Annotated in this window: 21 protein-coding genes; 9 read left to right on the forward strand and 12 right to left on the reverse strand. The window is 61.0% G+C overall.

Annotated elements, in window-relative coordinates; all coding sequences use genetic code 11:
* Positions 1-190 precede the first annotated feature (190 nt).
* Entirely contained in the window at positions 191-877 is a 687-nt protein-coding gene (locus tag HU725_RS10320; RefSeq protein WP_186477128.1) for a type 1 glutamine amidotransferase domain-containing protein, read from the reverse strand.
* Between the two features lie 218 nt (positions 878-1,095).
* Between HU725_RS10320 and HU725_RS10325 the strand changes: the two genes are divergently transcribed.
* Positions 1,096-3,162, forward strand: coding sequence for a hybrid sensor histidine kinase/response regulator (locus HU725_RS10325; RefSeq protein WP_437180324.1), 2,067 nt, complete (start codon positions 1,096-1,098; stop codon positions 3,160-3,162).
* 6 nt (positions 3,163-3,168) lie between these two features.
* On the opposite strand, the gene HU725_RS10330 is transcribed toward HU725_RS10325, so the two are convergent.
* From HU725_RS10330 to mexE, 5 genes are all read right to left on the reverse strand, one after another.
* Entirely contained in the window at positions 3,169-4,773 is a 1,605-nt protein-coding gene (locus HU725_RS10330; protein WP_186477129.1) for a response regulator, read from the reverse strand.
* 103 nt (positions 4,774-4,876) lie between these two features.
* Positions 4,877-5,932, reverse strand: coding sequence for a tetratricopeptide repeat protein (locus HU725_RS10335; RefSeq protein WP_186477130.1), 1,056 nt, complete (start codon positions 5,930-5,932; stop codon positions 4,877-4,879).
* 164 nt (positions 5,933-6,096) lie between these two features.
* The gene (locus tag HU725_RS10340; protein ID WP_186477131.1) at positions 6,097-7,515 is read right to left on the reverse strand and encodes an efflux transporter outer membrane subunit; all 1,419 of its coding nucleotides are present in this window, start codon (positions 7,513-7,515) and stop codon (positions 6,097-6,099) included.
* Positions 7,512-10,691 (reverse strand): efflux RND transporter permease subunit, encoded by a 3,180-nt coding sequence (locus HU725_RS10345; RefSeq protein ID WP_060476522.1) that lies wholly within the window; start codon positions 10,689-10,691, stop codon positions 7,512-7,514. Before HU725_RS10345 ends, HU725_RS10340 begins: the two co-directional genes overlap by 4 nt.
* Positions 10,692-10,703: 12 nt before the next feature.
* Positions 10,704-11,945 (reverse strand): multidrug efflux RND transporter periplasmic adaptor subunit MexE, encoded by a 1,242-nt coding sequence (mexE, locus tag HU725_RS10350; RefSeq protein WP_186477132.1) that lies wholly within the window; start codon positions 11,943-11,945, stop codon positions 10,704-10,706.
* A 260-nt stretch (positions 11,946-12,205) separates the two neighbouring features.
* On the opposite strand from mexE, the gene HU725_RS10355 reads away from it, so the two are divergent.
* Positions 12,206-13,339, forward strand: coding sequence for an MFS transporter (locus HU725_RS10355; protein ID WP_186477133.1), 1,134 nt, complete (start codon positions 12,206-12,208; stop codon positions 13,337-13,339).
* 3 nt (positions 13,340-13,342) lie between these two features.
* On the opposite strand, the gene HU725_RS10360 is transcribed toward HU725_RS10355, so the two are convergent.
* Positions 13,343-13,822 carry a GNAT family N-acetyltransferase gene (locus tag HU725_RS10360; protein ID WP_186477134.1) on the reverse strand — a complete coding sequence of 160 codons (480 nt, stop codon included), beginning with the start codon at positions 13,820-13,822 and terminating at the stop codon, positions 13,343-13,345.
* A gap of 128 nt (positions 13,823-13,950) precedes the next feature.
* Here HU725_RS10360 and HU725_RS10365 point away from each other — a divergent pair, with 128 nt between their 5' ends.
* From HU725_RS10365 to HU725_RS10380, 4 genes are all read left to right on the forward strand, one after another.
* A complete protein-coding gene (locus HU725_RS10365; protein WP_060476518.1) occupies positions 13,951-14,571 on the forward strand; it encodes a LysE family translocator in 621 nt (206 codons plus the stop codon).
* A gap of 20 nt (positions 14,572-14,591) precedes the next feature.
* Entirely contained in the window at positions 14,592-15,464 is an 873-nt protein-coding gene (locus HU725_RS10370) for an alpha/beta fold hydrolase (RefSeq protein ID WP_186477135.1), read from the forward strand.
* A gap of 100 nt (positions 15,465-15,564) precedes the next feature.
* Complete coding sequence (locus HU725_RS10375) at positions 15,565-16,452, forward strand: pirin family protein (protein WP_186477136.1); 888 nt, start codon at positions 15,565-15,567, stop codon at positions 16,450-16,452.
* Positions 16,453-16,714: 262 nt separating this feature from the next.
* Positions 16,715-16,975, forward strand: coding sequence for a DUF1652 domain-containing protein (locus HU725_RS10380; RefSeq protein ID WP_060476515.1), 261 nt, complete (start codon positions 16,715-16,717; stop codon positions 16,973-16,975).
* Between the two features lie 88 nt (positions 16,976-17,063).
* On the opposite strand, the gene HU725_RS10385 is transcribed toward HU725_RS10380, so the two are convergent.
* From HU725_RS10385 to HU725_RS10405, 5 genes are all read right to left on the reverse strand, one after another.
* Positions 17,064-17,351: a hypothetical protein gene (locus tag HU725_RS10385; RefSeq protein ID WP_060476514.1), complete on the reverse strand. Its 288-nt coding sequence runs from the start codon at positions 17,349-17,351 to the stop codon at positions 17,064-17,066.
* Between the two features lie 209 nt (positions 17,352-17,560).
* Positions 17,561-18,205, reverse strand: a complete 645-nt coding sequence (gene alkB / locus HU725_RS10390; protein WP_186477137.1) for a DNA oxidative demethylase AlkB — start codon at positions 18,203-18,205, stop codon at positions 17,561-17,563.
* 204 nt (positions 18,206-18,409) lie between these two features.
* Positions 18,410-18,985, reverse strand: a complete 576-nt coding sequence (gene mobA, locus HU725_RS10395) for a molybdenum cofactor guanylyltransferase MobA (RefSeq protein ID WP_186477138.1) — start codon at positions 18,983-18,985, stop codon at positions 18,410-18,412.
* 61 nt (positions 18,986-19,046) lie between these two features.
* Complete coding sequence (locus tag HU725_RS10400; protein WP_186477139.1) at positions 19,047-22,169, reverse strand: multidrug efflux RND transporter permease subunit; 3,123 nt, start codon at positions 22,167-22,169, stop codon at positions 19,047-19,049.
* An 11-nt stretch (positions 22,170-22,180) separates the two neighbouring features.
* Positions 22,181-23,350: an efflux RND transporter periplasmic adaptor subunit gene (locus tag HU725_RS10405; protein ID WP_186477140.1), complete on the reverse strand. Its 1,170-nt coding sequence runs from the start codon at positions 23,348-23,350 to the stop codon at positions 22,181-22,183.
* Positions 23,351-23,533: 183 nt separating this feature from the next.
* On the opposite strand from HU725_RS10405, the gene HU725_RS10410 reads away from it, so the two are divergent.
* From HU725_RS10410 to HU725_RS10420, 3 genes are all read left to right on the forward strand, one after another.
* Positions 23,534-24,235, forward strand: a complete 702-nt coding sequence (locus HU725_RS10410; RefSeq protein ID WP_060476509.1) for a response regulator — start codon at positions 23,534-23,536, stop codon at positions 24,233-24,235.
* Positions 24,236-24,241: 6 nt separating this feature from the next.
* The gene (locus HU725_RS10415; RefSeq protein WP_186477141.1) at positions 24,242-25,540 is read left to right on the forward strand and encodes an ATP-binding protein; all 1,299 of its coding nucleotides are present in this window, start codon (positions 24,242-24,244) and stop codon (positions 25,538-25,540) included.
* A gap of 151 nt (positions 25,541-25,691) precedes the next feature.
* Positions 25,692-26,123, forward strand: coding sequence for a PACE efflux transporter (locus tag HU725_RS10420; protein ID WP_060476508.1), 432 nt, complete (start codon positions 25,692-25,694; stop codon positions 26,121-26,123).
* Positions 26,124-26,270: the final 147 nt, after the last annotated feature.

Consider the following 26,270-nt stretch of genomic DNA (forward strand, 5'->3'; position numbering starts at 1 on the left):
TTATCGCCAATGTCAGTAAAAGTTCGATCAAACTCTGCCCTGCAGTTTTGATTCTTGACATGAATGTCCAGCCCCATTTCCCAGCAGCTCGAGATGAGCCGCCCAACGGCAAGCCTAAGAATCAATCGATGCATGGGATGTAGTCCAACGCCTTTGCCGCTTCGTGAACTACGCCGCTCGCCTGTAGGACTCACTGCGCCTGCAGTGCAGTAATCACCTTTTGCGCCAGCAGCGCCGTCGAGGCAGGGTTCTGCCCGGTGAGTAACCTCCCGTCGCCAACCACGAACGGTTGCCAGGGGTCATCGCCTTTGTGATAGAGGCCGCCGCGTGCGATCAACTCATTTTCAGTGAGAAAAGGCACGACTTTGTCCAACTCTGCCAATTTCTCTTCTGTATTGGAAAAACCGGTTACCTGCCGGTCCTTGAGCAGCAGGCTGTTGTCGCTGAGCTTGATGTTCAGTAAGCCGACCACGCCGTGACAAACTGCGGCAATGATGCCATTGCTTTCATAGACCTTGCGCGCCACGCCTTGAAGCGGTTGATTGTTGGGGAAATCGAACATCACCCCGTGACCCCCGGTGTAATACATGGCGCAATAATCCTCAGCCTTGAGCTGGTCCGGGCTTGAGGTTGAGCCTAGAAGATTCAAGAACGACTTGTCTTCTAACCATTGCCAGTCCAGCTCCGGCGCCATCTGCAAGCTATGGGGGTCGATAGGCACATAACCGCCGCCAGGACTCACGTAATCAACTTGGTATCCAGCCTTGAGTACGGCATCGACAAAATGCACGGCCTCACCCAACCACAGGCCAGTAGCTCGTTTAATGACGGGATATTTAGGCGTGTTGGTCAGTACCACGAGAATTTTCTTGCTCATCGCCACGCTCTCTGATCATTCTTTCGAGGCTATGCGTTGCTTGGCGCGGGTAAACCTTTTGAGCATAGCTTGCGTTGTACCAAGCGCCATTGCGCAACGGCTTCTATGCTCAAGGCAGCACCTGCTGCATGCGCCACTCGCGCGCAGTGAATGCGCTGACGGATTTTCCAGCAGATGCGTAAAACGGACTTTCAACCAGCAGTGGTGGAATCACAGCGATGTTCGCAAAAGACAGGCCGCACAAGGCGTCGGGGCAGGGCAGGGGGCAGGCCACTGGGGGGCAATCGCCATCGGGCATGGCTGCACAGATTGCCCAATTCGACTGGCATAACACTCCACTTGGGGCGCTGCCGCACTGGCAGGCACCTTTGCGCACAGCCGTAGATATGATGCTGCTCTCGCCGTTTCCCAGCGCGGTGGTCTGGGGCGCCGAGATGACAGTGGTGCATAACGACCCTTACCTGGCATTGATCGAGGGTGATGGCCATGGGCTGGGCCAAGCCTTTGACACGCTCTGGGCCACAGCCTGGGAGAACATCGGGCCTTGGGTGTTCGAGGCATTCAATGGAGGGGCGAACTTTGTCGAGAATCAACCTGTGCGGCTCGTTCGCAAGCGCATGGGCGGCCAAGCCTGTTTCGTTTTTAGCTACACCCCGCTACGCGACGAAGACCATGAGGTGGCAGGTTTCATGCACACGGTCATCGATACCAGCGCCGGTGTCGATGCACATGATAAATGGCGTGAACAAGCGCTGGCGTTCGAGCGCCAGATCGAGCGCGTTCTGGCCGACCGCGATCAGATCTGGCAGCTTTCCCGGGACGCCATGATCGTGGTGACCCGCGACCTGCTGTTGCAAGCGGTCAATCCAACTTGGCAGCGCGTTCTTGGCTGGGCCGAGGATGAAGTGCGGGGTACGGCGATATTGGAATTGGTCCATCCTGCCGACAGGGCCGAGGTTGAGGTGGCGGTGATGGAATTCGTTCATGACCGCGGGCTCGAGCAACTGGAAACACGTTTGCGCCACAAGGACGGGCACTACCGTATGTTCCGCTGGACCGCTACGTTCGACGGCACGTTGCTGACTGCCGTGGGCCGCGACGTGTCACAGGATCAAGACGATGCCTTGCGTCAACTCGACAACCTGGTCAGGGCCAGTCAGCGTCTGGATGCCGTCAGCCACGTAGCAGGGGGCATGGCCCACGAGCTTAATAACCTGCTTTCGGGCATCAGTGGCAGCCTGGAATTGATGCAGCGACGGATGGAACAAGGCCGCCTAGAGCAGATCGATCGTTACGTGTCGATGGCCAACGATTCGGTGAGCAAGGCTATGTCGCTCACCCACCATTTGCTGGCATTTTCCCGCCATCAGCCGTTGTCACCCAAACCCTTGGACATCAATCGCGAACTCAATGCGATGGAGCCGCTGCTACGCCAGGTGCTGGGCGCTGAAATGCGAGTGAACTGGGAACTGGATGTCTTACCATGGACCGTCTGCCTGGATGTCGCGCAGCTGGAGAATGCTCTGCTGAACCTCCTAGCCAATGCGCGCGAAGCTTGCCTGGGGCGAGGCCTGGTCACGTTACGCACGATCAACACGCGCGTGCAGGCGCCTTCTTCCGATGAGCGTGGCGTTGCCCCAGGTGACTATGTCGCACTCTACGTGTGCGACGATGGCCACGGTATGCCTGAGATTGACCTGGCGCGCGCGTTTGAACCCTTCTTCACCACCAAGCCAATGGGCCATGGAGCCGGATTGGGGCTGGCGATGGTCTATGGGTTCGTCGGCCAGTCAGGTGGCCATGTCTGGCTTGAGTCCGAGCCTGATCAGGGTATGAAAGTCTGTATGTTGTTCCCACGTTGCCTCGAACACATTCCCCAGCCCCCTCAGCAGCCTGTACCTAGCGTTTCAAGGGCCAATGGGCAGCGCGTGTTGCTGGTGGACGATGAAGAAAACCTGCGCCTGGTGATGAAGGAGTACCTTCAGGAGCGTGGCTTTGATGTCTGCGATGCGGACGATGCCAGGTCTGCGCTCGAGCGCTTCCGCCACCACGGCCCATTCGATCTGGTGATCACCGATATCGGCTTGCCCGGCGGTTTCAGCGGGCGGCAGGTGGCCCGGGCGATGCGCATGGCTAGGCCTGAGCAAAAGATCCTGTTGATTACCGGCTTCAATGACCAGCCACTGGAACCGCAATTGGCCAACGCACCGGGTACCGCTTTACTGCTCAAGCCGTTCGCGTTGTCCAGCCTGATGAACCAAGCGCTGCTTATGTTGGGCGAATGAACGCGCTCAGGGTTTGCCCAATATATTTGCCACTCGAGCCTGCAACTGCTTGAGTTCGAAAGGTTTGCTCACTAATTGCATGCCGGGGGCGAGAAAACCTTCACGTGCCATGGCCGTCTCGGCATAGCCGGTGATGAACAGTATTGGCAGATGCGGGCGCAGGGTTCGCGCGATCTCTGCCAGTTGTCGCCCACTCATGCCGGGTAAACCGACGTCGCTTAACAGCAGGTCGACCGCCTGGCCTGAACGCAGCAGTTGCAGGGCTTCGGTGGCGTTGCCCACACTCTGGCAAGGGAAGCCTTCATCTTCAAGTGCCTGGCACAGCAGTTGGCGTACATGGGGGTCATCTTCGACCACCAGCACATGTCGACCTTCACGGGGCTGTGGTGAAGGTTCAGGTGTAGTGCAAGGTTGCTGCTGGTCGAGGTAGCGAGGTAGATAAAGATCGACCCGAGTACCATGGCCGATCTCACTCCACAGTTTGACTTGGCCATGGGACTGCTTGCTGAAGCCGTAGACCATCGACAGGCCAAGGCCTATACCTCGGCCCACGGGCTTGGTACTGAAGAAAGGCTCGAAGGCGTGTTCCAATGTGCTTTGCGACATGCCGTAACCATCATCAATGATGCTCAGCCGAGTAAATTCGCCGGGTTCCAGGGCGATGATGGCAGCGCCATGGGCATCCATACGCTGGTTGCTGGCCTGGATCCTAACCGTGCCACCATTGGGCATGGCTTCGCAGGCATTGACCAGAAGATTGGTGATTGCCTCCAGCAGTTGCTCACTATCGGCCTGAACCGGCCACAGATCTTGCGGCAATTCTACCTGCAGGCTTACGCCAGGATCGATACAGGCCTGAAGCCGCTGTGGTTCGAGCAGGGCATGCAGATCTATGTGCTGGCTTTGCAGCGACTGCCTGGACGAAAACGCCAGCAACCGATGGGTGAGTGCTGCTGCGCGGGACACGGCTTCCTGGCCCATCTGCAGGATTGTTTGCAAGCCATCGCTGCGATGTTGCTTCAAGCGCCGTTCGATCAGCTCGAAACTACCCCCGATGCTGGTCAGTAGGTTATTGAAATCGTGCGCAACACCCCCAGCTAACTGGCCAATGGCTTCCATTTTGCGGGTCTGTTGCCGGGCCTGTTCGGCCGCCCGCTGCTCATCGCGGCGCGCATCAAGACACTGCTGTAGCTCATTGATATGGTCCCGGGCCAGGTACTGCCGGTTTCGGTTTCGCAAGGCTGTGCGGATCAGGTGAAGCAGGTGTTGTTCATCGTACGGCACGGCCAGCAGTATGAGGTTGCCAAGTGCTAGCACAGAGCTTGAGCGAGTTACCTCGGGCGTAGGGGTCAAAAGCACGATGGTCAGGTCCGACCAGAGCGGCTGCTGGTCGACAAAGCTTTTGAGGAGCAACGCTGCTTCGCTGTCCAGCGCCTGTTCGGCAATGATTGCCACGCCTGCACCCTCGAACAGGCAGCTGTGCAATTTGGCGACATCCTTTGCACACAAACATTGCACCCCAGCAGCGGCCAGCAATTTCGAAGCATTACTGGCAAGCCGCCGCGGAGCCAGGATCAGAGCACGTTCGTCCATCGACAGCGGACTGGCCAATGCGATTCTCCTGATGATGTCGACAAGGTCGATTGGGGACCTCGTCACCTTCAATGGTCCGATAATCACTCGACCATGGCTATTCTCTGAGGGTTCAACGCATCTACAGGCCTTTTTGCAGGAAGGGGTCGTCCGGGTTCTGGCGCTCCAGCTCAGCCAGTAAGACTTGAACGTTCTGTAACTGGCCGCTCTCCTTCCAGTACTGGATCAGCATCACCCGTGCTCGGCGATTGGCCGGTTGGCGGCTGAGCACGGTTTCCAGCTGCTTTTGCGCGGCGTCTGGTTGTTCCAGGTCGTGCAGGGTGACCGCCAGGGTGTAGCGGTAGTCGGTGTTTCCAGGCTCCAGTTCCACTGCCCGCGACAGCGCGAGCAGGGCGTACTCACGCTGATTATGGCGAATCAGCCACAGCCCGAGTTCATACTGCAGAAATGCTGAGTTCGGGCGCAGGGCCAAGGCTTTGGCAAGCACCTGGCGGGATTGGTCATGCAGGCCCTGGCGTTCGAGCAAACGCACATTTGTGGCGAGGGCGTCGAGGTTCTCGGGGTCAACGGCAAGGCTGCGCTGCACGGCCGCGGCAGCCTGGTCGTAATCATTTTCGTGCAGATAAAGGCGTGCCAGGTGCACCTGGGCTTGCGCATCGTCGGGCTGGGTTTCCAGCACCTGCTGGTACTGCTCCAGTGCGCTCTGCAACGGCCCGAAATAAAGGCCAATGGCGTCCGGGTCGAGGCCGAGCAAGGCGTCAACCGCCGCAAAGCGCACGCTCTGATCATCATCGTCCAGCAAAGGGCCTAGTACCAAGCTGCGTTGGGAAGGCTGCAAGAGCCTTCGAACACTGGCGATGGCAGCGCGGCGCACCAAGGGTTCATCGTTCTCCAAGCCAAGGCGGGCCAGCTGCAGGGCCTGGGGCGAGGGATAATTGGGCAACTCGGCGTAAAGCGCCGCGCGGCGGATCGGCGTCAGATCATCGCGTCGCAGCTGTTGATACAGCACTCGGGCTGCACCTGGCAGGCCATCATGTGCCTGGCGCAGCGCCTTGCTGTAGCTGTAAGGCGGTTGCGCTGGCGCAGAGGGCTCATCGCCCCGGCGCAGTAAAACGATGGCGATGAACACCAGAATCAGCAGCAGGATGGCGATCAGGTAGCTGTGGCGTCTGGGCATCGGGCACTGCGGTCCATGGCCGTGAAAACGCAAAGCTTGGGGCAGAATGCCTTGAGCTGCAAGTTGCAGGGTGGCTGGGCGAGACAAAAAAAGCCCCGCTGACCTAAGCCGGCGGGGCAAACGGTTGGGAAAACCAACCAAAGGAGTCGTTGAAGCTGCAGGGGTCAGCGCACGCTGGCAACCGTCTCTGGTTGCCAGCCGCCACCCAGGGCCTTGTAGATCGCGACGATGCCGCGGTACAGCTCTACTTCGCCCTGGGCCTGAGCATCTTCGGCGCTCAGGCGCTCGCGCTCGGCATCGAGCAATACCAGGTAGTCCACGGTGCCCTCGCGGTAACGCACCGACGCAAGGTCTGCGGCCTTGCGGCTAGCTTCGCTCTGGCGCATCAGCGACATCAGCCGCTGCTGGGTCTTGTCGTAGTCGCTGAAGGCGTTGGCCGACTCTTCCAAGGCCAGCAGTACCTGTTGCTCATAATTGGCCAGGGCGCCCTCGGCATCTGCCTTGGCGCCACGCAGACGGGCCCTTACGCTGCCCAAATCGAATGCCGCCCAGGTGATGCTTGGCCCTAACGCCCATGCATTGGCGGCCGAAGCGCCGATCTGCGAGCCACGGGCAGCGGTAAAGCCCAGGAAGCCGCTGAGGCTCACCCGAGGGAACAGGTCGGCGGTGGCTACACCCACGTTGGCAGTGGCCGCAGCCAGCTGGCGCTCGGCGCTGCGCACATCCGGGCGGCGGCGCAGCAGCTCGCCGGGGTCACCCACCGGCAGGGCCTTGGCGATAGCCGGCAAGGCTTTGGGCGACAGGTCAACGCTCAGCGCCTCGGGGCGCTGGCCCAGCAGGGTGGCGATACGGTGACGCGCCCTGGCCTGTTCGGCCTGCAACTGCGGAATCGTGGCTTGCACACCTGCCAGGCGCGCATCGGCACGCACCACATCAAGCTCGTTGCCAACCCCCGCGTCGCGCAGGGTCACGGTGATGGTCCGCGATTGCTGTTGAGTCTTGAGGTTGGCCTGGGCGATGTTTTCGCGCAGTTGCGCGCCCCGCAGTTGGCCGTAGGCATCGACCAGCTCGGCGATCAGGCTGACCTGCAGCTGCTGCAAGTCGGCCTGGGCCGCCGCTGCCTGGGCTTCGCTGGCTTCGATTCGGCGCTGAATGCGGCCGAACAAATCAAGCTCCCAGGCCATGTCCAAGCCTAGGTCGTAGCGCTCGCTATTGACCCGTTGATCGGTCTGGCCAGGAATCTGGCCTTTGCCGATTTCGCTGCTGGCGCGGCTTGTGACGACCGGAAGCTGATCGTTGGCAGCGTCATCGCGGATCGCTCGGGCCGACTTGAACCGCGCGAACGCCACACGCAGGTCGCGGTTGCCCTGCAGCGATGCCTGCACCAACTGGTTCAGCACAGGGTCGTCGAACTGCTTCCACCACAGGCTTTCGAAGCGGCTGCGATCCAGGGCCGTGGCTTGCATGTTGCTGTTGTCCAAGCGCGCAGGCTCGGTGTCGGGGGTCTTGTAGTCCGGCCCGACCGCGCAGGCGGCCAGGGCCAGCGCCAGCAGGCTGGGCGTCAGGGGTTTGAGCAGGTTCATGCGTGGTTCTCCAGCACGTGCGCGTGCTCGGCCTTGCGGGCCTGGCGACGCTCGACGAAGCGGCGGATCAGGAAGAAGAACACCGGTGTCAGGAACAGGCCGAATACGGTCACACCGATCATCCCCGAGAACACCGCCACACCCATGGCATGGCGCATCTCTGAGCCTGCACCGGAGCTGAACACCAACGGCACCACGCCCATGATGAAGGCGATCGAGGTCATCAGGATCGGCCGCAGGCGCAGGCGGCAGGCTTCCAGCACCGCAGCGAGGGGATCGAGGCCCTTGGCTTGTTCATCCTTGGCGAACTCGACGATCAGGATGGCGTTCTTGCACGCAAGCCCCACCAGCACGATCAGGCCGATCTGGGTGAAGATGTTGTTGTCCCCACCCGATACGATCACCCCGGTGATAGCCGACAGCAAGGTCATCGGCACGATCAGGATCACCGCCAGCGGCAGGCTCCAGCTTTCGTATTGGGCGGCCAGCACCAGGAAGGCCAGCAGCACGCACAGTGGGAATACGAACAGCGCCGTGTTGCCCGAGAGAATCTGCTGGTAGGTCAGGTCGGTCCACTCGAAGGTCATGCCGTTGGGCAGCTCTTGTTTGAGCAGCTTTTCCATCGCCGCTTCGGCTTGGCCTGAGCTATAGCCTGGTGCTGCAGCACCGTTGATCTCGGCGGTGATGAAGCCGTTATAGTGCATCACCCGGTCTGGGCCGGAGGTGTCACTGACCTTGAGGAAGGTCGCCAAGGGGATCATCTCGCCCAGGTTGTTGCGCACCTTGAGCTGGCCGATCTGCTCAGCGTCGAGGCGGAACTGCTGTTCGGCCTGAACGTTGACTTGGTAGGTGCGGCCGAACCGGTTGAAGTCGTTGGTGTACAGCGAGCCCAGATAGACCTGCAGGGTGTCGAAGATATCGGTGATCGCCACGCCGTGGGTCTTGGCCTTTTCCCGGTCGATGGCGGCATCGACTTGGGGCACGTTGACCTGGTAGCTGGTGAACAGGCCCGCCAGTTCCGGCACCTCATGGCTCTTGGCGATGATGTTCTGGGTTTCTTTGTACAGCGCTTCGTAGCCCAGGTTGCCGCGGTCCTCGATCTGCAGGCGGAAGCCGCCGATGGTGCCCAGCCCTTGTACCGGTGGTGGCGGGAAAATCGCGATGTAGGCGTCCTGGATATCTGCGAACTTGGCGTTCAGTGCAGCGGCGATCGCAGCAGCCGATTGGCTCGGGTCTTTACGCTCGTCGAAGGGTTTGAGCGGAGTGAACACGATGCCGCTGTTGGGGCTGTTGGTGAAACCGTTGATCGAAAGGCCAGGGAAGGCGACCGAATCGGCCACGCCCGGTTGCTCAAGGGCAATTTCGCTCATGCGCTTGATGACCGCTTCGGTGCGGTCGAGGCTGGCGGCGTCAGGCAACTGAGCGAAGGCCACCAGGTACTGTTTGTCCTGGGCCGGCACAAAACCGGTTGGCGTGCTGGAGAACCCCAGGTAGGTCAGGCCCATGAGCCCTGCATATACGAACAATGCGATGCCGCTGGAACGGATGACCCGGCGTACGCCGCCCACGTAGCGGTGGCTGGCGCGGTCGAAGAAGCGGTTGAACGGGGCGAACAGCCAGCTACCCAGCAGCCGCTCGAGCAAGCGCGAGAAACGATCCTTGGGCGCGTGATGGTCCTTGAGCAGCACCGCGGCCAGCGCAGGCGACAGGGTCAGCGAGTTGAACGCCGAGATCACGGTGGAAATCGCGATAGTCAGGGCAAACTGCTTGTAGAACTGCCCGGTAAGGCCGGAAATGAACGCCGCAGGCACGAACACAGCGCACAGTACCAGGGCGGTGGCGATGATCGGCCCGGTGACTTCACTCATGGCCTTTTGCGTGGCTTCGAGGGGTTTGAGGCCCAGCCCGATGTTGCGCTCGACGTTCTCTACCACCACGATGGCGTCGTCCACCACGATGCCGATGGCCAACACCAGGCCGAACAACGACAAGGCGTTGAGTGAGAAGCCGAACAGGTGCATGACCGCGAAGGTGCCGATCAGCGAAACCGGTACTGCCATCAACGGGATGATCGAGGCGCGCCAGGTCTGCAGGAACAGAATCACGACCAGCACCACCAGCACCAAGGCTTCGAACAGTGTGTGCACCACCGCTTCGATGGAGCCACGCACGAACACGGTTGGGTCATAGACGATGCTGTAGTCCATCCCTTCGGGGAAGTCTTTTTTCAGTTCGGCCATCTTCGCCCGCACTTCGTCGGAGATATCAATGGCGTTGGAGCCGGGGCGCTGGAAGATTGGAATGGCCACAGCCGGCTGATTGTTCAGCAGCGAGCGCAAGGCGTACTGGCTGGAGCCCAACTCGACCCGGGCGATATCCTTCAGGCGAGTGATTTCGCCATCGGCGCCAGCGCGAACGATGATGTTTTCGAACTCTTCCTCGTTGACCAGGCGGCCTTGGGTGTTGATCGACAGCTGAAAGCTGGTAGAGCCAGGGGCGGGCGGGGCACCAAGCTGGCCGGCAGCGACCTGACGGTTCTGCTCGCGGATGGCGGCGACCACATCGCTGGCGGTGAGGTTGCGCGAAGCGGTCTTGTTCGGGTCCAGCCATACGCGCAGCGAGTAGTCGCCCATACCGAACAGTTGCACGTCGCCGACCCCACCAAGGCGTGCCAGTTCGTCCTTGATGTTGAGAATGGCGTAGTTGGACAGGTACAGCATGTCGTAGCGGTTGTCCGGCGAGGTCAGGTGCACGACCATGGTCAGGTCGGGGGACGCCTTGTCCACGGTGATACCGATCCGTGTCACTTCCTCTGGCAGCTTGGGCTGGGTCCGGGTGACGCGGTTCTGCACCTGCACCTGGGCATTGTCCAGGTCAGTGCCAAGGGCGAAGGTAATGGTCAGGGTCAGCTTGCCGTCGGCAGTGGACTGCGAAGACATGTACAGCATGTTCTCGACGCCGGTAATGGCTTGCTCCAGTGGCGCGGCAACGGTCTCACCGATCACCTTGGGGTTGGCGCCGGGGAAGTTGGCGCGCACGACCACGGTTGGCGGCACCACTTCAGGGTATTCACTGATCGGCAACTGGAACAACGAGATCGAGCCTGCGATCAACAGCACCAGCGATAGCACCGCGGCGAAGATAGGCCGGGTAATGAAGAATTTCGAAAAGTTCATCGGTGTGGTCCTTTAACCGCGTGGCGCCTGGGCGCTGGCGACTTTATCGGTTGAGCCCGCTACCTTCTGCACCGGGTTACTGGCTTGCAGGGCCTGGCGCTGCTGGGCCAGAGCAGCCAGGGTCTGCTCACTGGCCATAGGCGTTTCTTCCGGGGTCACCGGCGAGCCAGGGCGCACCCGCTGCAGGCCCTTGACCACGATGCGGTCGTCCTTGGCCAGGCCGCTGCGCACGATGCGTAAACCCTCAAGCTTTGGCCCCAGCTCAACGGCGCGGTAGGCGGCCTTGTTGTCTTTGTCCATGACCAGCACGAACTTCTTGCCAAGGTCGGTGCCGACAGCTTCGTCGTTGATCAGCACGGCGTCATATTGGGCACTGCCCACCAGCTTCAGGCGGGCATACAAGCCGGGGGTGAACTGGCCGTCGCGGTTGTCGAACACAGCGCGACCACGGATGGTGCCTGTGCGCGGGTTGACTTGGTTGTCAACGAAGTTCATGTGGCCCAGGTGCGGGTTGCCGTTTTCGTTGGTCAGGCCCAAGTACACCGGGGTGCTCTGACCACGTTGGCCTTCACGCGCCAGCTGGGTGTACTTGAGGTACACGCGCTCGTCGGCGTCGAAGTAGGCGTACACCTTGTCGGTGGAAACCACGCTGGTCAGCGGCGTCACATCGGCGGTGACGATGTTGCCGGCAGTGAATTCAGCACGGCTGACCCGGCCGCTGATCGGCGCAGTGACACGGGTGAAACTGAGGTTCAGGCGTGCCAGGTCGAGCTGCGCCTGGATCGCATCGACCCCAGCGCGTGCTTCGGCAGCGGCGCTGCTGCGCGATTCGGCCAGCTCGGCGGAAATGGCATTGCTGTCACGCAGGCGTTCGCCACGGCGGGCTTCGTTGGCGCTGCGCATGGCGGTCGCCTTGGCCTGTTGCAATTGCGCTTCGAGGCGGCGGACTTCGGCCTGGAACGGACGAGGGTCGATCTGGAACAACAGATCGCCTTTCTTCACCTGGGCACCTTCGGTGAAACCCACGGAGTCGATCTGGCCCGATACGCGTGGCCGCACTTCGACGGTTTCCGGGGCCTCCAGGCGGCCGGTGAATTCGTCCCACTCGTTGATCGGCTGCTCGATGACCTTGGCAACGCTGACCTTGGGCGCGGCGGGAGCCTGCACGGCGTCAGGGGTGCGGCCACAAGCGCTGATCACCACCACTGCCAGGGCAGCGAGGGGAAAGCGCAAGGGTTTGATTGAGTGATCCATGGAGAACTCCGCCAATGTATTAGTAGTGGGCGGAGTGTGAGTGTCTTGCGCGCAACGCACGAATCGAACGCAGCGAAGGTCATTATCACGGGCAATGATATCTACACGACTACTATCGATGCCAGGCATGCGACCGTGCTTGCAGTTAAGCTCTGCAATGATATTGCCGCCGCACAGACCTTCGCACCCTCATTTGACATAGGCTTACCTTGCAGACTCATTCGCGTTTACCCGGCCCCTTTGGCATCGTTCTGCTCGGTATGCTGCAGATTCTGGTCTGGGGCGGCTCGTTCTTTCTCATGGCCGTGATGGCCGACCCGATCAGCCGCGATACTGGCTGGCCCAGCCAATGGGTCTACGGTGCGCTGTCCCTGAGCCTGATGGTTTCAGCGCTGGTCGCCCCTTGGTCCAGCCGGCTGATCGCCCGCTACGGCGGGCGCCCACAAATGGCGGCCAGCGGCGCGGTGGTGGCGTTGGGATTGTTGATCATGGGCGCCAGTCACGCCTTGGCGTGGTTTATGATGGCCTGGGCCGTAATAGGCATTGGCATGGCCATGGGTTTGTACGAAGCACTGTTCGCCACCCTCGGTGGACTGTATGGCGAAGGCGCGGGCAAGGCCATCACTGGCATCACGCTGATTGCCGGCTTCGCTTCGACGCTGTCGTGGCCAGCGGTGGCATTGGGCATCGAGCACATCGGCTGGCGAGCGACGTGCGTCTGCTATGCACTGCTGCTGCTCGTCGTGGTCGCGCCGCTGTATTGGCGGGTGCTACCAGAGGGAGGGAGGGTCGAACTGCCGGCCAGATCGCAAGCCCAGGCGAGCACAATGGGGGTGGAGCGCAGCCTGTATCTGATGCTGACGAGTATGTTCGCCATCGGCGCGATCATCATGACCGCTATCGCTGTACAACTGGTGGCGGTATTGCAGGGGTTGGGGCACTCTTTGCCGATGGCCATCGGCCTGGCGGCCATGCTCGGCCCCAGCCAGGTGGCATCGCGGGTATTGCAGATCCTGGCGGGCAAACGTCACCCGATATGGACCGCGCTGGCCTGGGTCAGCCTGGTGCTGGCCGGGCTGCTGATCGTGGCATTCGTGCCTGCAGCCACGGCCGTGGGTTTGCTGATATTTGGCTGTGGCAATGGCCTGCGAGCGATCGTGCGGGGGCTGCTACCGCTGGCGTTGATGCCGCCAGACCAGTACGTGCTGCTGATGGGGCGGATGTCTCGGCCGGCGTTGATCGGGCAGGCCGTGACACCAGTGGTAGGAGGCTTTCTGTTCGAGCATTACGGCGCCATCGGCGTGTTGTTGGCTCTCATCCTGCTGGCGCTGACCAATGTGCTGTTGGTGGTGATGGTGATGCGCCGTGTGAGACACCAGGCCAACGGAGTGTGAAGGTCACCCTTGTGCAAATGCCAACAGTTTGTCGCCGGCGAGCCGGTAGCGTACCCACTCGGCCTGGGGCTCGGCCCCCAGAGATTGATAAAACTCGAGCGCCGGGGTGTTCCAGTCCAGCACGCTCCACTCGAAACGCCCGCATCCTTTGGCCACCGCTTCTCGGGCAATGTGCCGCAATACCTCACGACCAGCACCACCCCCCCGTTGCTGGGGCGTGATGTAAAGGTCTTCCAGGTAGATGCCATTACGACCTTGCCATGTCGAATAGCTGTAAAAGTACACGGCAAAACCGATTGCTTGACCGTCACGCTCACAAATAAGGCTGTGTACGTTGCTCCCCTCGTCGAACAGGGTTCTCTCGATGTCGGCCACAGTGGCGACCACCTCGTGACGCGCGCGTTCGTACTCGGCCAATTCGGTAATATACGCAAGGATCTGCGCGGCATCGTTACGAACGGCGGGGCGAATGCTCAAGCTCATGAAAGGCTTCCTTGGCTTCGAATGGGTACAGTAAGGTGTGTCTACATAATTTTAGTTAACTGTATCGGTCGCCGATCAGGCAACTGCACTAGTGTGACAGCACTCGCCATCATTCTGGAATATCTGCAATGTTTGCGTCTTTGGATCTACTCGGCGCCTTTATGCTGTTCGCCTTCGTCTCTTCCATCACTCCTGGGCCCAATAACACCATGTTGTTGGCATCGGGGGTGAATTTCGGAGTGCGGCGTTCGATCCCCCATGCCATGGGGATCAGCGTGGGTTTCATGGTGATGGTACTGGCGGTTGGGCTAGGGCTGGGCGAGGTATTCAAGGCCTGGCCGCCGCTATACAGCGTATTGCGCTATACCGGGGCGGCGTACCTGCTGTATCTGGCCTGGAAAATCGCAACCTCAGGTCCGCTCGCAACCGACTCGCCCAGTGCCCGTAAACCCTTGAGCTTCTGGGGCGCGGCGGCGTTTCAGTGGGTCAACCCAAAGGCCTGGGTCATGGCGGTAGGGGCGATCACAACCTATACGCCGGCTCAGGGCTACGTCACGAACGTGCTGGTGATTGCTGCGCTGTTCGCCTTGGTCAACCTACCCAGCGTAGGCGTTTGGGTGATGTTCGGCAGCGCGCTGCGCACTCTGCTGCACAATCCTCGCTGGCTGATGCTATTTAATGTCCTGATGGCCGTGCTGCTGGTGATTTCGCTTTATCCCCTGCTGTTTGTAGAATCGGCCTTTTCATGAACCATCGGGTGCAGTAAACCATGCAGTTGATCCCCTGGTCCTTCGAGGCCCGTGAAGGCTTTACCTTGCGTGGATGGCGTTCACCCGCCAGCGGCAAGCCGCTGCTGCACTTTCTGCACGGTAATGGCTTTTGTTGCCTGGCCTATCAGCCTTTGCTCATGACCCTGAGCGACCACTTCGATTTGTGGCTCAGTGATGTCCAGGGCCATGGTGACAGTGACCATGGTGGCGATTTTCTAGGCTGGAACCGCAGCGCAGCGTTGGCTATCGAGGCGTTCGAGGCTGGCCGCAGGGAGTATGGCGAAGTTGCTCGTTACGCCGTGGGGCATAGCTTTGGCGGGGTGTTGACCGGTTTGATGCTGGCCAGTGAACCGGGTCTGTTCGCGCGCGCGGTATTGCTCGACCCAGTGTTGTTCAGCCGGCGCATGCTGGGCGTGATGGGGGCGGCAGCGTGGGTTGGCCTGCACCGGCATCACGCCTTGGCTCGCAAGGCGGCCAGCCGACGCAGCCATTGGCCGAACCGGGAGTCGGCACGCGTATCGCTACAGGGGCGGGGCATTTTCAAGGGGTGGAGCGACGCCGCACTTGAGGCCTATGTCGAGCATGCCATCGGCGATTGTGGCGAGGGCGTGGTACTGAAGTGTCGACCCAGCCGGGAGGTGGAAATCTTCAGCTCGTTCCCTTCACGCATGTGGGCGCAAATGGGTTCGATCCAAGTGCCTACGCGGGTGCTCTATGGCGGGCAAACCTATCCGTTCGTGCCCCGCTCGGTGCAGCGCTTGGCAAGCCTCAACCCGCTGGTGAGCGCTCTTCAAGTTCCTGGCGGGCACTGCTTCATGCAGGAGGACCCAGCTATGGCCGGGCGAAAGGTGCTTGAGCATTTACTTGGCTAAAGGATTGTTCCACTGGTGGAACAATCAATGCCAATATGCCTGGCTACCGGTCGATTAGTAGCATTGCTAAGGTCTACCCAGTTTGAAGAGGAGGTTTCTCGTGAAAAAAATTCTGGGTACATACCGCAGCCCCCACGCTCATTGGGTGGGCGATGGTTTCCCGGTGCGCAGCCTGTTCACCTACGACGACCTGGCGAGCAAGATCAGCCCATTCCTGTTGCTCGATTATGCTGGCCCTCATGACTTCACCTCCACTAATGACCGGCGAGGTGTAGGCCAACACCCGCATCGAGGTTTCGAAACCGTCACCATCGTCTATCAGGGTGAACTGGAGCACCGCGATTCCACAGGAGCCGGTGGTTTGATCGGCCCCGGTGACGTGCAGTGGATGACGGCAGCCAACGGCATCATCCATGAGGAGTTTCACTCCCCGGCGTTCGCCCGCAGCGGCGGTACGCTGGAAATGGTCCAACTGTGGGTCAATCTGCCAGCACGGGACAAGCGCGCAGCCGCTGGCTACCAGACGCTGTTGTCAGCCGATATTCCAGTGCTGCAACTGCCAGGCAATGTTGGGAGCTTGCGTGTGATCGCTGGCGCTTATCAAGGCCTTAGCGGCCCTGCGAAGACCTTCACTGCGATGGACGTTTGGGACATGCAGTTGAATGCCGGCAGCACGCTGCAATTACCCGTTGCGGCTGGGCGTAACGCCGCGTTGGTGGTGCTGCGGGGCACTGTGCGCGTCAACGGTGAGCGTGACGCAGGCCCGGCCAGCCTTGTGCTACTTGAGCGCGAGGGCGAGGACGTGGCCATTGAGGCGCTTGAGCGGGCCAGCTTGCTGTTGCTCAGTGGCGAACCCATCGATGAGCCGATTGTGGGGTATGGCCCCTTCGTGATGAACACCCAAGCAGAGATCGCGGAGTCTTTCGACGACTTTCACGCCGGACGCTTCGGGCATATGGCAGGGAATGCCGCTGATACTTCCCGTTGATCGATGCCCTTGGGCGACGCCGCGCCAATAAGCTTTTGTCCCAAGTGCCCGCCCACGCTTACCGCCTGTCGCGAAGTGCCAGCATTCGATCGAACAGTCGAAGGCGCCGGGCGTTCTTCCACTAAGGTGCTTAAGGATTCTTAGGCATCACCATTGCCAAAGACCATGGAAGGCCGCTTTGGCATGCTCATTCTCAATTGGCATCCTGCCCCTATGAGGCGTAATCACACAACAGGCCATCCACTCAAGAGAGGGTCGGACAATGTCGTTAATTGGCGTTTCAATGCTGGAAATGCGGCAAATCATCGAACAGGCCTGCCTGCCTGACCGGTGCGAAATCAGCTGCCCTGATGGTACTACTTTGACTATTCGGTTGGGGCAGGGCCAGAGCCTGGAGCAAGCCGTGACCCTGTCGGGTATCTCATTACAGAGCCTGAACAACTGCCGCGACCTGGTAAACCTCGTCGGCCAACTTCACACGCTGCGCGGCAAGCAGCCTAAGGTGATCAAGGCCATTGCCTGATGGCGAGTGTGGGCCGGTCAGTCAGTTGGCCGGCCTTGGTCTAGGGGCGGCGATCGCGAGTTCGAATACTACGCTGGCTATCTACCGCTTATTGCAGCTCAAGCAGCAAATTCAAGCCGCCGTCACCGCATTTTCCGTGGTGACGCACAAGCCCGTGATAACTGCGGCCATCCCAGATGAAAGCCACGCTATGAGCCCGCTCGACTTTGTGCGGCAGAGGTGGACATATGTGCAGCCGCAGCGCAGGGCGACCTTGCAGCGTCAGTGCTGCCATCTGACACTGGCATTCCACGGTTTGAGCGACTGGCCCGAACAGGGTGTCACGGACGTAGTCCAGGTGCAGGTTGGAGTTGGGGGCGCGGCCTGGCATTTTCATAGCTGCAGGCTGCCTTGAGCAGGGTAATTGAACGTGCAAAGAGTAGGCATTCGCAGCTGGCTCCTGGCTAAACGATGGCATTTATCGTCTTTTTGAAGCTTAGCGGTGACGGATGTTCAATTAGTTTCGGGTTTTTTGCCAAGTGGCAGTCTTCAGGGAGTGTCAGTGGCTTGCAACTGTCACGTAGCTCATGGGTTACCTAGCCCCAATCAACCGGCTTTGCGCAGGGTGAGGTTGATCCGCCGCTCGCCCATTCGCGAATGCAGCCCTGGCTTGATCGGTAGCACACCATGGAAGCGCAGCCTGTCTTCGCCGCCCCACACCAGCACATCACCGTGACTCAGCGGTACCCGCGCAGTGCGATCCGAGCGCTGCAACCCACCGAGCAGGAAAACCGCAGGCAGCCCCAGCGAAATTGACACGATCGGTTGCTCGAAGTCCCTTTCGTTGCGGTCCTGATGCAAGCTCAGCCGAGTACCTGGCAGGTATTGATTGATCAGGCAGGCGTCCGGCACGAACCCTTCAAAGCCTGCTGCCAATGCTGCGCGGCCTGCCAGTTCAAGCAGCACCTGGGGTAGGGCAGGCCAGGCTTGGCCGCTGATTGGATCACTGGTTGTGTAGCGATAGCCCTTGGCATCACTAACCCAGCCCAGTGCCCCGCAGTTGGTCAATGCCACGGCCATGTTCAGCCCACCGGGTGTTTGCATGTGCCGCAACGGCGCGGCCCGCAGCACCGGGCGTAGCGCATCGAGCAGCGGCTCAAGCACGCTCAGGGCGAAACCTGGCAATAGCACAGTCTGGCTGGCCAGGTGTTGCGGCTCAGGGCCGAACAAGTCGAGGTCGGACTGGATCACGGAGCGTATGCCTGGTTTGGGTTTAAGACAGGAACGGCCTGTGGTTCACCCCTATGCAGACGAAATCAGTGAACTCGGCGGGCAGGCTGGACGTTCATACAGGCATACTATGCGGGATATGGGGCGGCACGTGAAGACATCTGCTCAGCGGTCAGGGGAGCAAGGCTCAGCTGAGTGCCCGTGCCACACCGGCGGCGCTCAGCGTCATCCCAGTAGCCAATCAGGGCTGTTGAAATTACTCAATCGCCGATCGTCACCCGCGCATTCCAGAGCTTGTAGTCGCTCGCGCAGCAAGGCCTTCTGCAAACTGCGCTCACCCTCTGCCCAAGCCTGTTCAAGTACCACCAGTACCCTGCGTGGCAGGACACAAAACATAGGCTGCCAGTACCCACCCTGGCGCACCATTGCGGCACCATCGCCTGCTGCCGCGATCTGCCGCAGGTCATCGAGCAGTGGCCGGTCAACCAATGGCGCATCACAGGCCAGCAGTACCACCCAGTTATGCCTGGCTATCTTCAGCCCAGCTATCACCCCGGCCAGCGGCCCGGGAAAATCCGGGTCGCTATCGCTGACCAATTGGTCGGCATAAAGCCCGTATGCGTGCTGGTTGCGGTTGCAGGAAACCACCAGGTCATCGGTCAGTGGCCGAACCGTACGGTGTAGATGCGCGATCAAAGGCTCGCCGCGCCAGTCCAGCAAGCCTTTGTCACGCCCGCCCATGCGGTGACCGCGGCCACCAGCGAGGATCAGTACGGAGCAGGGGGGCAGTGCAGCAGCCATGAAAAAAGGTCCCGGGCAGTCGATCCCCGGAACCCTCTCATTCAACGCCCGGCTTGTCCAGTCAGCCTTCGTCGGTCTGTACGCGTTCGGTTCTGGCAGGGGCGCGACCGGCCAACCTCATCACCACCACGAAGAACACCGGTACGAATACCACCGCCAGCGTAGCGCTGAGCATCCCACCAATCACCCCGGTGCCAATGGCCTGTTGGCTCGCGGAGCTCGCGCCGGTAGCGATAGCCAGCGGTACCACACCGAGGATGAACGCCAGGGAGGTCATCACGATCGGCCGCAGCCGCAACCGTGCAGCCTGTACCGCTGCTTGAGTAGCCTCCATGCCTTGATCGACCAGGTGCTTGGCGAACTCGATGATCAAGATCGCGTTTTTGGCCGATAGCCCGATCAAGGTAATCAGGCCGACCTTGAAGAACACATCGTTGGGCATGCCGCGCAAGGTTACGGCCACTACCGCACCGAGCACCCCAAGCGGTACCACCAACAGTACCGCGGTAGGGATGGACCAGCTTTCATACAGGGCGGCGAGGCACAGAAACACCACCAACAGCGACAACCCCATCAGCAAAGGGGCCTGGCTGCCGGACAGCCGCTCCTGCAGCGAAAGGCCAGTCCATTCCAGGCCCGTACCGGCCGGCAACTGCGCCACCAGCCGCTCGATTTCAGCCATGGCCTCACCCGAGCTGTAACCGGCTGCCGGCTCACCGGAAATCGCCACCGCGGGGTAACCGTTGTAACGGGTCAATTGAACTGGCCCGCTGACCCACTTGGCCTGAACGAAGGCACTGAGCGGCACCATCTTGCCACTGCTATTGCGTACATGGATGCGCAACAGATCCTCGACTTGGCTACGTTGGTCACCCTCGGCCTGGACCACCACTCGCTGCATGCGGCCTTGGTTGGGGAAGTCGTTCACATAACTGGAACCCACCGCCACATCCAGCACCGAGCCGATATCGTCGAACGAGACCCCCAGGGCGTTGGCCTGGCGACGATCGATTTCCAGTTGTACCTGCGGGCTCTCGGCCAGCGCGGCCTCGCGAACATTGGCCAGAACCTTGCTTTTGTTTGCATTGGCCAGCAGCTCGTCGCGAGCGGCCATCAGCGCCTCATGGCCCATACCGCCGCGATCTTGCAGGCGCAGCTCGAAGCCGGTCGACTCCCCCAGCCCGTCGATGGGCGGTGGCAGCACGGAGTAGGCAATGGCGTCCTTGAGCTGGGTGAAAGCCTGCGTAGCTCGGTCGGCGATCGCCTGGGCACTGTCATCGGCGCCGCGTTCGGACCAGTCTTTCAGGGTAGTGAAGGCCAGGGCTGCATTCTGGCCGCTGCCTGAGAAGCTGAAGCCCAGAATCATGGTGGTGTTGCCCACGCCCGGCTCTTGGGCATTGTGCGCTTCGATCTGGGCCGCCACCTGCTCGGTACGCATGCGACTGGCGCCGGGCGGCAGCTGGATGTCCGTGATGGTATAACCCTGGTCTTCGGTGGGCAGGAACGCCGTGGGCAACTGGCTGAAGCCGTAACCGAGCACCGCCAGCAGCACGCCGTACAGCAACAGATAACGGCCGCTGCGTTTGATCGCCTGGATGACCCAGCCCTGGTAGCCGTCGCTGAGCTTTTCGAAGCGGCGGTTGAACCAGCCGAAGAAGCCTTTGCGTGCATGGTGCTCACCCTTGGCCAGCGGCTTGAGCAGGGTGGCGCACAGTGCCGGTGTCAGGCTCAGGGCAAGGAACGCCGAAAACAGGATCGACACGGCCATGGATACCGAGAACTGCTGGTAGATCACCCCCACCGAGCCTTTCATGAAGGCCATGGGCAGGAACACGGCGACCAGCACCAGGGTGATGCCGACGATGGCACCGCTGATCTGGCCCATGGCCTTGCGCGTGGCCTGTTTGGGCGTCAAGCCTTCTTCGGCCATGATCCGTTCAACGTTCTCCACCACCACAATGGCGTCGTCCACCAGAATGCCGATGGCCAAGACCATGCCGAACAAGGTCAGCACGTTGACCGAAAAGCCCAGCGCCAGCATCACGGTGAAGGTGCCCATCAGCGCCACCGGAACGACCAGCGTCGGGATCAGGGTGTAGCGCAGGTTCTGCAGGAACAGGAACATCACCGCGAACACCAGCAGCATGGCCTCGAACAGGGTAGTGATGACCTGCTGGATCGACACTTTGACGAACGGCGAAGTGTCGTAGGGGATGTCGTACTTCACCCCTTCAGGGAAATAGCGTGCAAGCTCCTGCATTTTCGCCCGGACCAAGGTGGCGGTTTCCATGGCGTTCGCCCCAGGCGCCAGCTGCACGCTGAAAGCGGTAGCGGGTTTACCGTTCAGGCGAGTGCCGTACTGGTAATCCTGGGCGCCGATCTGAACCCGTGCGACATCGCCAATGGTCACGCTGGAGCCGTCGGGCTTCGCCCGCAGGACGATGGCGGCGAATTCTTCAGGGCTGCTCAGTTGGCCTTTAACCACTACGTTGGCCGTGATTTCCTGAGTAGGGCGGGCTGGAAGATCGCCGATGCTGCCAGGGGCGACCTGAGCATTCTGCGCGGCGATGGCTTGCACCACATCATTGGGCGTGAGATCGAAACCGATCAGCTTACGGGGGTCGATCCAGATACGCATGGCGCGTTCGGAGCCATACAGCTGCGCCTTACCGACACCCTTGAGGCGGCGGATTTCGTTCATCACGTTGCGCGCCAGTAGGTCGGAAAGCGCAGTTTCATCCAGGCTGCCGTCCTCTGAGGTGAGGGTGCCGAGCAGCAGAAAACCGGTGGACACCTTCTCCACCTGCAGGCCTTGCTGGGTCACCTGACGCGGCAGGCGCGACTCGACCACCTTGAGGCGGTTCTGCACATCGACCTGGGCCAGGTCCGGGTGCGTGCCTGGCTCGAAGGTTGCAGTGATGGTGGCGCTGCCCAGGCTGCTTTGTGATGAGAAATACAGAAGGTTGTCGGCACCGTTGAGTTCCTGTTCGATCAAGCTCACCACGCTTTCATCCAGGGTCGCCGCCGAGGCGCCTGGGTAAACGGCATAAATCTCCACTTGCGGCGGTGCAACGTTGGGGTACTGCGCCACCGGCAATTGAGGGATGGCCAGTGCGCCAGCGAGCAGGATGAACAGTGCGATTACCCAGGCAAAAATCGGGCGGTCGATGAAGAACTGCGGCATGGATCAGGCCCTCACTGGCCGTTGTGCTGGACGATGGGTTGCGCGCTGGGGGCAAGCTGAACTTGATCGCCCGCCTTGATGTGCTGCAAGCCTTCGACCACCACCTGTTCACCGGGCGCCAGCCCCTCGCTGACTTGCCAGCGGTCGCCCTGAGCGCTGCCCAGTACCACCTGGCGTTCGCTCACCCGGGCCTGGGCGTCCACCACCAGCACCTTCGGCACCCCGGCACTGTCGCGCACGACAGCCCGCTGCGGCACACTCAAGCCTTTGGGCTGGACGGCCTGCTCCAGGCGCACGCGCACATAGCTGCCCGGCAGCAGGTCAAGGTTAGGGTTGGGGAATTCACTGCGCAGTGTGATCTGATTGGTGCTGGGATCAACGCTGATGTCGGAGAACAGCAGCTTGCCGGCGAACGGGTAGGCACTGCCATCGTCCTGAATCAAGGTGGCACTGGCCTGGCCATCGCTGGCCTGCTGCAATTGACCGGCGCGCAGTGCACGGCGCAGCGCATTGAGTTCGCGGGTCGACTGCGTGACATCGGCATGAATCGGATCAAGCTGCTCGATGGTGGCAAGTGGGGTGGGTTCGTTCTGGCCGACCAGGGCACCCTCGGTCACCAGAGCACGGCCGATGCGCCCGGCGATCGGTGCAGTGACGGTGGCATACCCGAGGTTCAGCTTGGCGCGCTCCAGCGCTGCCTTGGCTTCGGCAACGGCGGCATCAGCCTGCAGAAACGCCGCCCGGGCATTGTCGTACTCCTGGCGGCTGACGGCCTTGTCATCGACCAGTTGACGGTAGCGTTGCTCTTGCAGACGCGCCTGATACAGCGTGGCCTGGGCTCTGGCCAAGGCTGCACGGGCGCTATCATGGTCGGCTTTCAAGGGCGCCGGGTCGATGAGAAACAGCACATCGCCTTGTTTGACGTCGCTGCCTTCGCGGTACACCCGCTTGAGCACCACGCCAGCGACGCGTGCGCGCACCTGTGCCGTGCGCGGTGCGAGGATGCGCCCGCTAAGCTCGGTGGTAATTGCCTGCGGCTGCAATTGCAGGGTCTCGACGCGAACCTGGGCAAGGGGCTGTTGTTCGTCAGGCTGGGTTGCGTCGTCGCAACCGACCAGCATCAGCGTGAGCAGGGCCGCCAGCGCCAACGGGCGCAGGAGGGGTGGGTAAGTGATAGGCATGCGGGGCTTCCAATGATGAGCTCGCCTATCCTAAGGCAACAGCTGCTGGGGTAGCTGTTAACAGCTGTAGAGGCTGTGTGAAAAAGTGTTAAGAACAGCCCTGCCTGTGACCAGGTTTCTATATTCTGCACTGACCTGCCCCGGCCTTGTTGCCGATCAACCCGTTCCCACAAGCTAACTTTCATGCCCAACATTCTTCTGGTCGAAGACGACAGCGCGTTGTCCGAGCTGATCGCAAGCTACCTGCAACGCAACGATTTCCACGTCCGGGTGATTGCCCGTGGCGACCATGTGCTGGAGGCTTTTCGGGAGGACAAGCCGGACCTGGTGATCCTCGACCTCATGCTGCCAGGCATCGATGGCTTGCAGTTGTGTCGCCTGTTGCGTCAGGAGTCGCTGAGCCTGCCGATCCTGATGCTGACCGCTCGCGACGACAGCCATGATCAGGTGCTCGGCCTTGAGATGGGCGCCGACGATTATGTGACCAAGCCCTGCGAGCCACGGGTATTGCTGGCTCGCGTGCGCACCTTGCTGCGTCGCAGCAGCGTCAATGAACCACGGCTGGACAACCATCAGATCGTCATCGGCGGCTTGGTCATCGACCTGGCCGAGCGCTTGGTCAGCTGGCGTGGCGAGGAAGTCGAGCTGTCCAGCGGCGAATACAACCTGTTGGTGGTGCTGGCGCGCAACGCCGGTGTGGTGCTCAGCCGCGACCGCATCCTTCAGCAACTGCGCGGTATCGAATTCAACGGCACCGACCGCTCAGTGGACGTGGCCATTTCCAAGCTGCGCCGCAAGTTCGACGACAGTGCCGGCGAAGCGCGCAAGATCAAGACCGTGTGGGGCAAGGGGTATTTGTTCAGCCGCGTCGAGTGGGAGTGCTGAGCGAGCATGCTGAAGATTCTGGTGCGCCTTTATCTGTTGGTCATCGTAGCTTACGCCGGCGCACTGCTGTTGATACCGGACGCCATCGTCGGCCTGTTTCACGATCGTTTCATGGCCTACAATCTGGATCAGGCCAAAGGTGTGCAGTCGCTGATTGTCCGCCAGTTCCGTCAGGTGCCGCAGCAGCAGTGGCCGGCGGTGGAGCAAGACCTCGCCAAGTTGTTCGCGCCCTTGCAGGTCCAGCTGTTGCGCCGTGATCAGGCCGAGCTCAGCGCTGCCGAGCAAGCGCGTCTTGAGCATGGCCTGTATGCCGTGCGCATTGGTGACTGGGGCTACTACGAGACCGTGTTGGCGCCCTTGGACGGGACTTGGCTGGTGAGCCTGCATTCACCCCCCGACCCGCTGGATATCAACGTCCTGTCCTGGGGTGTGACGGTGCTGATCGGTGCGGCGATGCTCGGCTGCCTGCTGCTTTGGGTATGGCCGCACTGGCGCGACCTTGAGCGCATGAAGGAAACCGCACGGCGCCTGGGCCAGGGGCAGATGTCCGAGCGCACGCATATTTCGCCGCACTCCAACATCGGCGAGCTGGCCAGTGTTTTCGACACCATGGCCAGCGACCTCGAACGCCACGTCAACCAGCAGCGCGAGCTGCTCAATGCCGTCAGCCACGAGCTGCGAACCCCGCTGACCCGGCTGGATTTTGGCCTGGTGCTGCTGTTTGACGAAGTCCCTGCTGCCAGCCGCAAACGCCTGCTGGAATTGGTCGGGCATGTGCGTGAGCTGGATGAACTGGTGCTCGAACTGCTGTCTTACAGTCGCCTGTACAACGCCGATCAGGCTCGCGAGCGGGTCGAGGTATCGTTGCTGGAGCTGGTCGACAGTGTACTGGGCGGGTTTGCCGAAGAGCTCGATGCCCGGGGTATTCAATGGGAAGTGCAGGCCGAAGCCAGTCTGCCACGCTTTGTGCTCGACCCGCGCCTGACCGCCCGAGCGGTGCAGAACCTGGTGCGCAATGCCATGCGCTACTGCGACACGAGCATTTTGTTGCGCTTGCGCCTGGAACAAGACGGCGCCTGCCTGCTGACCGTGGAGGACGACGGCATAGGCATTCCGGTGCAGGAGCGTGAGCGGATATTCCAGCCCTTCTACCGGCTTGACCGCAGTCGTGACCGCAACACGGGCGGGTTTGGCCTGGGGTTGGCAATCAGTCGACGGGCGATCGAAGGGCAGGGTGGTCAGCTGAGCGTGACGCAATCGGCGTTGGGAGGCGCACAATTCACCATTCGCTTACCCGCAGGTTAGCCCCTGTGCTTTTGATCGCTCAGGCCTTGTGTGCAGTTGCACAGTGCGTTGGTTGAGGGCGCGGTCGAGCTTGCGCAGGCTTCAAATTGAGGCTTTCTATTGGCCCTTTCATCTTGTAGCTTGGTACGCCGATTCTTCAAGGAAGCTGAACATGCAAGGCAAGGCCCGCAAGATCGTCCAGGCCATTCTTTACGAAGCCATCGCCGTAGCCTGTGTGGCACCGGCGCTGGAGCTGGCGTTCGGTGCCGGTATGGCCCAGTCGGCGGTACTGTCGGTACTGATGTCGGGCATCGCCATGAGCTGGAACATGGCCTATAACTGGGCGTTCGAGCAGTGGGAGGCGCGACAGCAGCAACGCGATCGCACGTTCCTGCGGCGCCTGTTGCATGCGCTGGGCTTCGAGGGCGGACTGGTACTGATCCTGTTGCCGCTGGTAGCGTTCTGGTTGCAAGTAAGTCTGTGGGCTGCGCTGCTGACCAACCTTGCACTGTTCGTGTTCTTCTTCGTTTACGCCTTCGTCTTCCAATGGGGCTTTGACAAGGTCTTCGACGTGCCGCTGTCGGCTCAGCAAGGCAAATGTTGACTTCGCGGGGGCCGGCAGGCTAACGTCCTTTGCCATGAACACCTTCCAGCACGTGAACGCCATTATTATTACCGCCATCATCAGTTTGGCGGGCTAGCGCTTACGTGCACCGAACCCGCCCTGGAGGCGGGTTTTTTCTCTCTGACT

It is taken from the genome of Pseudomonas promysalinigenes, assembly GCF_014269025.2.
Classification (GTDB): domain Bacteria; phylum Pseudomonadota; class Gammaproteobacteria; order Pseudomonadales; family Pseudomonadaceae; genus Aquipseudomonas; species Aquipseudomonas promysalinigenes.